Source organism: Orenia sp., from assembly GCF_055140805.1.
The window spans coordinates 1-9602 of the sequence record NZ_JBSQYM010000116.1; the positions used below are offsets into that span (position 1 = coordinate 1).

The following is a 9602-nucleotide window of genomic DNA, read 5'->3' on the forward strand; positions in this document are numbered from 1 at the left end:
TAATTTATTCTTTTTGCCTTTTATTCGTGTAATTCGTGTTAATTCGTTGCAAAAAAGCTTTTTAATTCTTTAAAGAAAAACATTAGTTCAACTTATATACAATCATAAAAATCAAGTAAAAAAACACTCCTCAAAAGAGGAATGTTTTTTACCTGATCTAAGCAATCAATTTACTATTTCTTCTTTTTTCTCTTACCCTTCTTCCTTCTACCACAACCAGACGCAGGACAAGATTTCTTCTTCATCTACATTCCCCCTTAAATTTAATAGATAAAACCATCTTCTGTATATTATATGTTTTATAGTTAAATTGTGACAAAATAATAAAACACCCCTGAAATAAAATGGGGTGCTTTATTGGCTATTAACTTCTTAATAGCGTTATCTATTATTTCTTTCTGTCATCTCTTTTAAAGCCAACATTCTCTCTTCAGTCAGCATCTCTGAGCGGTACTTCCAATCCCAGTTACCTCCTAATACTCCAGGAGTATTAAATCGAGCTTCACTACCTAACTCTAGAACATCTTGTAAAGTTACTAAAGAGATTACTGCTCTAGAAGACCAAGCTAATTCTATTAAATCCCATACAACAGAACCATGTCTATAGTCAAGATGCTGTTCTAAATACTCTTCTAAATTCTTTTTATCTGATTTACTAGCATCTTCATTATACCAACCCAAAGTAGTATTATTGTCATGGGTTCCAGTATAGACTACACAGTTATCAGTAGTATATTTATCTGGAGTAACATTATTATCCTCTTCACCATCAAAAGCAAATTGCAAGATTTCCATACCTGGAAAATCAAAAGTATCCTTCAACTTCTTTACATCTTCAGTAATCAAACCTAAATCTTCAACAATAATTGGTAATTCACCAAGTTCATCTTTGATAGCCTTAAATAATTCTATCCCTGGTGCCTTCTCCCACTCACCATTAATAGCTGTCTTTTCACCATATGGAACAGCCCAATAAGCTGCAAAGCCTCTAAAGTGATCTATTCTAACAATATCAGCTACCTCTAATAAAGCTTCAATTCTTTTAATCCACCATTGATAATTAGTCTCTCTTAATTTATCCCAATTATATAAAGGATTACCCCATAACTGTCCAGTCTCGCTAAAATAGTCTGGTGGTACTCCTGCTACCTTAGTAGGCTTCATATCTTCATCAAAATAAAATACCTCTGGATTAGCCCAAGCATCAGCACTGTCCATTGCTACAAAGATAGGAATATCTCCTACTATTTTAATATCTTTCTGATTAGCATATTCTTTTATTTCTGCCCATTGCTTGAAGAATAGATACTGAATAAAGGATCTAAATTCTATCTCTTCAGCTAACTCTTCTTTATATTTAACCACTGCCTGCTCTTCTCTTAATTTAATATCCTCATCCCATTCATTCCAAGGTCGTTCATTAAAGGTCGATTTAACAGCCCTAAATAATGCATAATCATCTAACCATTCTGCCTGTTGTTCACAAAAATCTCTAAAATCATCTTTCTCTCCTATAGAACTAAATTTGTTAAAAGCCTTTCTTAATAAAGGCATCTTAAACTTAATTACCTTTCCATACTCTACTATATCCTGATCAAATTCAATATCTACTGACAAATCCTCTTGGCTTAATAAACCCTCTTCAACTAATTTTTCTAAGCTAATTAACATAGGGTTTCCTGCAAAAGCAGAGAAACATTGATAAGGAGAATCACCATACCCTGTAGGACCTAAAGGACAGACTTGCCACAACTTCTGTTTAGCTCCAGCCAAAAAATCTATAAATTGATAGGCTTCATCACCTAAAGAACCGATACCATATCTACCTGCTAAAGAGGTAGGATGTAAGAAAATTCCACTCATTCTTTCAAATTTCATTTTTAACTCCCTCCCTGACCATATATTAATCTCATTAAAAATACTATTGATATTTATAAATATACTTTAAAAAATTAAAATCAATTAAATGACCTTTTCAACTTCTCAGTAGCTACCTCTGGAAAAATAGTATTAACAAAAATTCCTGTCCCCAACTCAAGGCCTGCTTGAATATTTAATCTAGGCAGAATCTGTAGATGTCAGTGGTAACCTTGCTGATTTTTTAGAGATAAAGGTGCTGTGCGTAAGACTATGTTGTAGGCTAAATTATTGAATCCTATCTCAAAACTTTTAATAATATTCCTCAAAATAATAGCTAAATCATTGAGCTCATTTTTAGAGATATCACTAAAATCACAGCGTTGGGTTCTTGGAATTATCCAAGTTTCAAAAGGATAGCGGGAAGCATAAGGATTAATAGCAATGAAAGATTTATTCTCTTTGATAACTCTCTGCTTATCTAATAATTCATACCTAATCATATCACAATAAATACAACGCTGGTGCTGACTATAATACTTATTAGCCCCTTTCAACTCCTCTTTGATCATTAAAGGAATTAGTAGCATTCCTATAATCTGCCAATGAGGATGCTCTAAGCAAGCCCCTGCTCTTGCACCAAAGTTCTTAAAAATTTGAATATATTTAAGCTGATTATCTTGGGCTAATTGCTCATATCTTAGCTTTAATGCCCTGATAATACCTATATTATGTTTTAAATAATTGCTCCCTAGACTACTATTATGATCCATAGATTCAATTACTACTTCAGCTTGCCCTACACCATTCATTTTTTGAAAGAATCCGTGATTATATTCAGTCAATTCACCTGCTGATTCCAAAGTAGGAAATTTATTAGCCACAACCACAACTCTCCATGAATCCTTATTTTTACTTTCATCAGTTACCTCTAATAATATATCCTCTTTAAAACCATTACAGAAAGGACAATTATTATCCTTAATCTTATCTTTACTTTGAAAATTATTAGATATCTTAGTTCTACTGCTAGCTATTATTACACTTCTACCTGTAACCATATCCCTTCTAAATTCTGATACTACTCACCCTCCACTTAATTTCGTGGTAACGTTTGCATCATTTTAAAGCATAATTATATTATACCATTACAGCCACTATTGTGCAATGATTTCTCCAAATCAATCCTTAAATTTATTAACTAAAATTTCAGCTAATATTTCCTAGGAACTATTAGCTGAAATTGACTCCCTTTATCTACAGAAGTATAGACTTTAATTGAACCATTTAACTTTTCAACAGCTTCCTTAACAGCCAGTAGACCTACCCCTCTTCCCGATAGTTCTGTAATATTCTCCTTTGTAGAAAATCCCTCATTAAAAATTAGCCCTAGAACTCCCTGTTGAGAAAGCTTAGCTAACTCTTCAATAGTATATACCCCTTGTTTGAGAGCCTGATTTTTAATCTTGGTAACTTCTATTCCTTTTCCATCATCACTTATCTTAATAGTCATTTGATCTTCTTCCATCTCAATCTCACAGATAATCTCACCATATTCAGATTTACCCTTAGCAACTCTTTGATTAGGTTCTTCAATTCCATGGTCAATAGAATTTCTAAAGATATGGACTAATGACTTACCTAATTCCTTATAATAATCCAAATCCACTAAATCTTCTCCACCAATTATCTTCAAAGGTTTGATTAGCTTTCCTAGTCTCCCGCCAAGTTCTTGCAAATAATCAGGATAGAACTTTAAAATATCCTTAAAAGGTTGATATCTTAACTTTTTAATCTCAGCTAAAAGTTTCTCAGCTTCTTTAGGTGCTAACAGTTGAGTAATCTTTTCTTCAATTATCTTTAATTTATCAACCTCTATAATTATTTTCTTATCCTGTTCAATGATATAATCTCCTAAAATTTCTTGTAAAATAGCTAAATCTTGATTCAAAAATCCAATTACCCTCTCTTCTTCAACTAATCTTCTAAGCTGTACAAGAGCAAAATCATCTTCATATTCCTTTAACTTTGAAATCTTATCTTCAAAAATATGAAGAGCATCTACAGTATTATTCATCCCCATCTGACTAAAATTACCTTTAAAGTTATGTACCTGTAAATAAATCCGAGATAACAACTCCTCTATAGATATATCAGCTTCTAACATCTCTTTGATTCTAATATTGAAGAAATAAAAGTAAGTACTCTTTAATTCAATAAAGTCATTAAAATTAACTATCACATTAACTGCCATCTTTAGCCTATTTCGCTCTTCTTCAACCTTACTCTCAAGCTCTTTCTTATCACTTATATTTGTTAAGATTAACATTATCTCTCTATTGTTATCTTCTTTAATATCTCCATCTATTAATTTAAAGTCTAAATCGATATACTTATCAGCGATCTTAATCTCTTCTGGTAATAACGGTAAATACATCTTGATTTCATCTAAATCTTTACTATTAAAGATAGTCTTTAATATATCCTTTAAGAACTCCCTTTGCTCTTCTTGCTTAGATAAAAGTTCTACTATATTTATTCCACCTATCTCTTGATTAAATATATTTAGACATTCTTGACTATATTCTTCGTTGGTAATTAAATCTTCATCAAAAGATAAAAATCCTTGCCCTGCATTATTCAATAAATTTCTAATATCTGCAGTCTTTTCAGCAATCTTCTCTTCTAGATTTTGAGAATAGCCCTCTAACTGTTTATGTACCTCAATATACTCCATAACAGCATTAATAATTAATGAGATTAAAAAGGCTAGGCTAATCGAATTAGGCATCTTCAAGGATAACACAGCTAACTTGTTATGAATAGCCAGCATTATTATATTCTCTATAAACAAGCCTAAAAAAATACTAAAAGCAATCACTTTAAACTCCTTAATACCTTCTATTGCTTCTAATATAACAATTATTATAATATCAAAAATAGTTAATATAAATATTCCTAAATATAAATTATCAAATTCATAGATTGATTTGATCTTCAAGATATCAAGAATAAACGTAGTTATTAACAAGAACAGATGAATTCTTTTGACTAATATAAGGTTTTTAATACTAAAATCATTGTCTTGATCCTTTACCTTTAAGATTTCTATTAAACCTATAACTATTCCTATTATAATAAGGGGGATAGATAAGAGCATATAATATAAATAGATTGATTGCTTAGAGAAGGTTAAAGCTATTGGAAAGAGACTAGCTAAGCCTAAGCCCCATGAGAAGATACCAATAAAGATTAGCTTTGCCTTTAGTTCTCTTCCTTCAATAAATCTAATAAATAGATATATAATTAAGATAATCAAACCAATAACCAAGGCTGTACTTCCAAGAAAGATATCAAATAAATGCTGAGAAATTAGATCATGATAATAATCATCCTTAGAATCAACCTCTGTCATCTTTAAGAAGAAGGTATTGATTGTCTTAAAGCCAAAGATACCTGGATATATCTTTATATATAGTTCTTGATTATCTATATCTTGAGGTAGATCAATAATATGATTCACAATTCCTTGTCTATACTGATATCCCATCTTATTGTCACTCTGGTAGATCAAATCTTGACCTAGATATACCTCAAAATCATATTCAACTGAAGTAAATACTAAACAGGGATCATTAAATCTACCTTCTGGAAGCTTATGACTTAACCAAAGAGATGATGCATCCTGATATCTTAAATTAAGTTTATGATTAAGATCAGTCCAATTACCACTACTAGTCTTATACTCCCATCCATCTTTAAAAAATTGAGAAAAATCCGTCACCTTCTTTTGCTCACTGGCTTCTATATTAAAGGTGATAGACACTATCAATACTAAAACTATTAATATCAAATATTTCTTATTCATTATTATCCTCCTTAAAACAACTACAATTTAGCATTAATGCCTTGTCACCTACTCAACTGACTATATAGATATCCAACTTTAGAATGAAACAATAGAAAGATAGTGTGACACTTTGTGTCAAGTGTGAGCTATGAGTGTGAGTGTGTGTAAAACTTCTTTTTATTGGGGTTTACTCACACTCACACACCCACTCACGCTAATTTTAAAAATATTGCAATATATCCATTAAACCCCACTTTAAATTCACACATTTATAAAAGATATTAAATTCTAGATTTAATTAATACAATTAATCCCAACTTCTTTATAATACTATATTTTCCTTAAATTAAATAGTATCATCTATATAAAATAGTAATTAATCAAATTAATACTATTTATATATGTATTATACCAAATTATTTTAAAAATTGTAAAATAAAAAGACAGCCTTATATAATCCTAAGTATTTAAAAACAAAGTAACTTATGGTATAATCTTATAGTAAATATTCTAATTATTACTAAAGCTAATTAGTTTAAAATGGAGGTACTAATGTAAATTATGAAATCACATATAATATTGCTTTCTAAAAAAGAAGAGACCTTTAACCTGCTAAAAGAATCTTTATATAAAGATAACTATAAATTACATCAGATAGTTCCTGATGAATTGATGATAAAGATCTATCAATTAAACCCTAAATTATTAATTGCTGATATTGACTATTATCAAGAAAGTACTATTAAAGTAATTAAACTTCTACAGTCACAAGATTACCTACCAGTTATATATCTGTATTCCAAACCTCATTCAGAAATCATTGATAAAATTAAAGAATCTGAAATCATTATAAATAAATCTAATCTAACAGACCAATTACCCAATTTAATTAAACAAGCAAGTAACTTCAAAAATAATTATAATAAGGTAACAGAAGGTTATGAAACTATTGACTTAATTAATAGCAAAGTAGATCAACTCTTAAAGGACTATATCAAAAATGACTTTATTAATTATGAAGATTCTATCAAAGAAATCCTTAATTATGTCTTTGCAACCAATCACTTTTTATCCAATAAACCAGAAACTATCTTAACTATCTTCAAAAATCATCCTCAAACAATTACCGATATATATACAATTTCAGAAAATAGTATTGAAAAGTCACCATTTCCGGTAATTTTAAATGATAAAACACCTTTTAATTTGACTACTCAATTGGAAAATGAGTTTTTCCATAATTATACAGAAGGAGATTTGTCAGATATTGATGATTATAGAAATGTATTCTCTGATGATGTTCTAGACAGACTAGATAAGGTAAGTAACTTCTCTGGATATCAGACAACAGATATTGCTTTGATAGGGCTTAACTATAATAAGAAGGTAACTCATTTCGATGCAGATATTATTAAAACTCTATCTATCAGTTTCAATCTAATTAAGAATATACAGCATCAACTCAATGAAGTTAAGAATGCTTTTATCTATACAATCAACTCCCTTTCCAGAGCTGCCGAAGCCAGTGATGACGATACAGGATATCACATCAAACGTGTTAATGAATACTCGAAATTAATCGCTAAACGATTGAATTTAAGCAAGAATTTTATAGAAGAAATCTACTATTGTGCTCAGATGCATGATGTTGGAAAGGTCTATATCCCCAAAAATATTTTATGTAAGAGAGGAAAATTGACCGATGATGAGTTTAGAATGATAAAAAAACACACTATTTATGGTGCTGAAATAATTGGAGACTCCCCACACCTTAAAATGGCTACAGATATTGCCCTAAACCACCATGAGCGTTTTGATGGAACTGGATATCCTAATGGTAAAAGTGGTGAAGAGATTCCTTTATCAGCTAGAATTGTAATGTTAGCAGATATCTATGATGCTTTAAGAAGTCCGCGACCTTATAAACCACCTTTTAGCCATGAAAAGACCTATGATATTATCGTTAATGGTGATGGACGAGTAGAACCCTCACATTTTGACCCTAAAATCTATGAGCTCTTTAAAGATATACATAAAGAATTAGATACAATCTATAATACTTGGAATGAACAGTCCAACTTAAAAAAAGAAGCTAGAGCCTAGGCTCTAGCTTCTTTTTCATATCAACCTTAAATTATATTATATAAACTGCTTAACTACATTCAAAAATTTTTCCTCAGTAATAGGCTTCATAATATAATATTTAGCTCCTTTTTGTAAAGCATTAAAAACCATTCTTTTTTGATCATTGGAGCTAATCATAATTATCTTTGCTTGAGGAAATTCATCAATAATCTTTCCTACTGCCTCTACTCCATCTACTATTGGCATATTTACATCCATAGTTACTAAATCTGGTACATAATTCTTATATTCTAAGTAAGCCTGTTCTCCATTAGTAGCCTCTGCCACAATATGATGACCTTCTTTCTCTAAAATCTTTCTTATATTCCTTCTCATAACTGGAGCATCATCAGCAATTAATATGTGAGCCATATAATCCCCCTTTCTAGAATCTAAAAACTTCTTTCCCCTTATATGCTTATAACCTTACAGTACCTTTATCACCTTAAAGTAATTAGAAATTATAGAGAGGAAATTTAAAGATATAATCCTAGACTATAGTATTTTTATTTTATAAGATATATTCGTCAACCAAAATATACTTTAATTAATTGAATAACTAAATCTGTGAAATAATCTATTACTTACATTCGTCTAATCCTATTTCTTATCCTCTAAGAATTTAAATTTTCAGATTAAAACCTATATAATTCCATATATTCTTCTCTCTTTCTCTCTTAAATAATAACTAACCCATTCTCCATCTATTACTTCTTGTAGATCACCCTCTATCCTACTAATTAATTCTTCTATCTCTGCACCTAGCTTAAGAGCTCTCTGATTAGAAAAAAGTTCTTCAAGATCAAATTGCTCTACCAACCTATCCATCCTCTTCTCGCGCTTAGTTATCTCTTTTTCAACCAGCTCTATAAAGATAGGATACCAAAAATCTCTGCTTACTTCCCTTTTTTCTGCTAATCTTTCAAGATTGAAAGCAGTTATATTTCTCACCTTCAACTCCTTTTTAAAAAGTTGCTCCTTTCTTTCATTACTTAACTCCAACCCTTGAAATTGATCAAGAAATAAATAAGGCGCAGCATCAAGATCATGCTTCAACAAACTACCTTGTTGACTATCTAAGACCTCAATAATATCAACAATACTGAAACTATCCTTATCATCTTGGTATAATCTTAACTTCTCATATTCTTTAAAATATATTAATTCTTTTGCATAATCTTCAACTTTGGGATCATATGCCACCAAAGTTCCCTCATAATCCTCTAAAATTTCAAAGGCTCCATCGGCTAGAATCATATAAATATAATCCTTAGCTTCATGTATCATTACTGCATGTCTCATCAACCCTTTGCGAGCCTGAAACTTACTTAAGCGATATAATCGTTCTAATAAAGCCTCTCCCTCCATCATCTCTATTTCATCTAAAAGCTCTTTAACTTGATTCAATCCCACATCATCAAACTCTATTCTCCAAGTACTCTTATTATATTGAACCCCTTGCAGAGAAATTAAATCTCTAAATAATTTCTTAGTCAACCGCTCTTTAATTCCATATTTGCTTTCAGTTAATTTCCATATCTTCATTATAATCACCCTAGACCTTTTAATAGTACTATTATAGATAATATCGAATAAGTAAAGATTATTCAATAGATTTTATAGAAATAGTTAGATTATAATTTAACATTAAACTTAATGGGAATATTGCGATACTTTTAAAATTAGCGTGAGTGGGTGTGTGAGTGTGAGTAAACCCTAATAAAAAGAAGTTTTACACACACTCACACTCATAGCTCACACTCGACACAAA

6 protein-coding genes are annotated in these 9602 nt (G+C 30.4%); 1 reads left to right on the forward strand and 5 read right to left on the reverse strand.

All coding sequences use genetic code 11. The annotated features are described in order from the left end of the window. Positions 1 to 381: 381 nt before the first annotated feature. The 3 genes from malQ to ACTCDL_RS11405 form a co-directional block, all read right to left on the reverse strand. Positions 382 to 1878 (reverse strand): 4-alpha-glucanotransferase, encoded by a 1497-nt coding sequence (gene malQ / locus ACTCDL_RS11395; RefSeq protein WP_463176628.1) that lies wholly within the window; start codon positions 1876 to 1878, stop codon positions 382 to 384. A 200-nt stretch (positions 1879 to 2078) separates the two neighbouring features. Continuing rightward, a complete protein-coding gene (galT, locus tag ACTCDL_RS11400) occupies positions 2079 to 2918 on the reverse strand; it encodes a galactose-1-phosphate uridylyltransferase (protein ID WP_463176630.1) in 840 nt (279 codons plus the stop codon). Positions 2919 to 3070: 152 nt separating this feature from the next. Beyond that, the gene (locus ACTCDL_RS11405; protein ID WP_463176631.1) at positions 3071 to 5725 is read right to left on the reverse strand and encodes an ATP-binding protein; all 2655 of its coding nucleotides are present in this window, start codon (positions 5723 to 5725) and stop codon (positions 3071 to 3073) included. Between the two features lie 543 nt (positions 5726 to 6268). Between ACTCDL_RS11405 and ACTCDL_RS11410 the strand changes: the two genes are divergently transcribed. Beyond that, a complete protein-coding gene (locus ACTCDL_RS11410) occupies positions 6269 to 7810 on the forward strand; it encodes an HD-GYP domain-containing protein (RefSeq protein ID WP_463176632.1) in 1542 nt (513 codons plus the stop codon). Between the two features lie 36 nt (positions 7811 to 7846). Here the strand turns inward: ACTCDL_RS11410 and ACTCDL_RS11415 are convergent, their stop codons facing one another. Together ACTCDL_RS11415 and ACTCDL_RS11420 are read right to left on the reverse strand one after the other, a co-directional pair. Then, positions 7847 to 8203, reverse strand: a complete 357-nt coding sequence (locus tag ACTCDL_RS11415; RefSeq protein WP_463176633.1) for a response regulator — start codon at positions 8201 to 8203, stop codon at positions 7847 to 7849. A gap of 270 nt (positions 8204 to 8473) precedes the next feature. Continuing rightward, the gene (locus ACTCDL_RS11420; RefSeq protein ID WP_463176634.1) at positions 8474 to 9376 is read right to left on the reverse strand and encodes a hypothetical protein; all 903 of its coding nucleotides are present in this window, start codon (positions 9374 to 9376) and stop codon (positions 8474 to 8476) included. Positions 9377 to 9602: the final 226 nt, after the last annotated feature.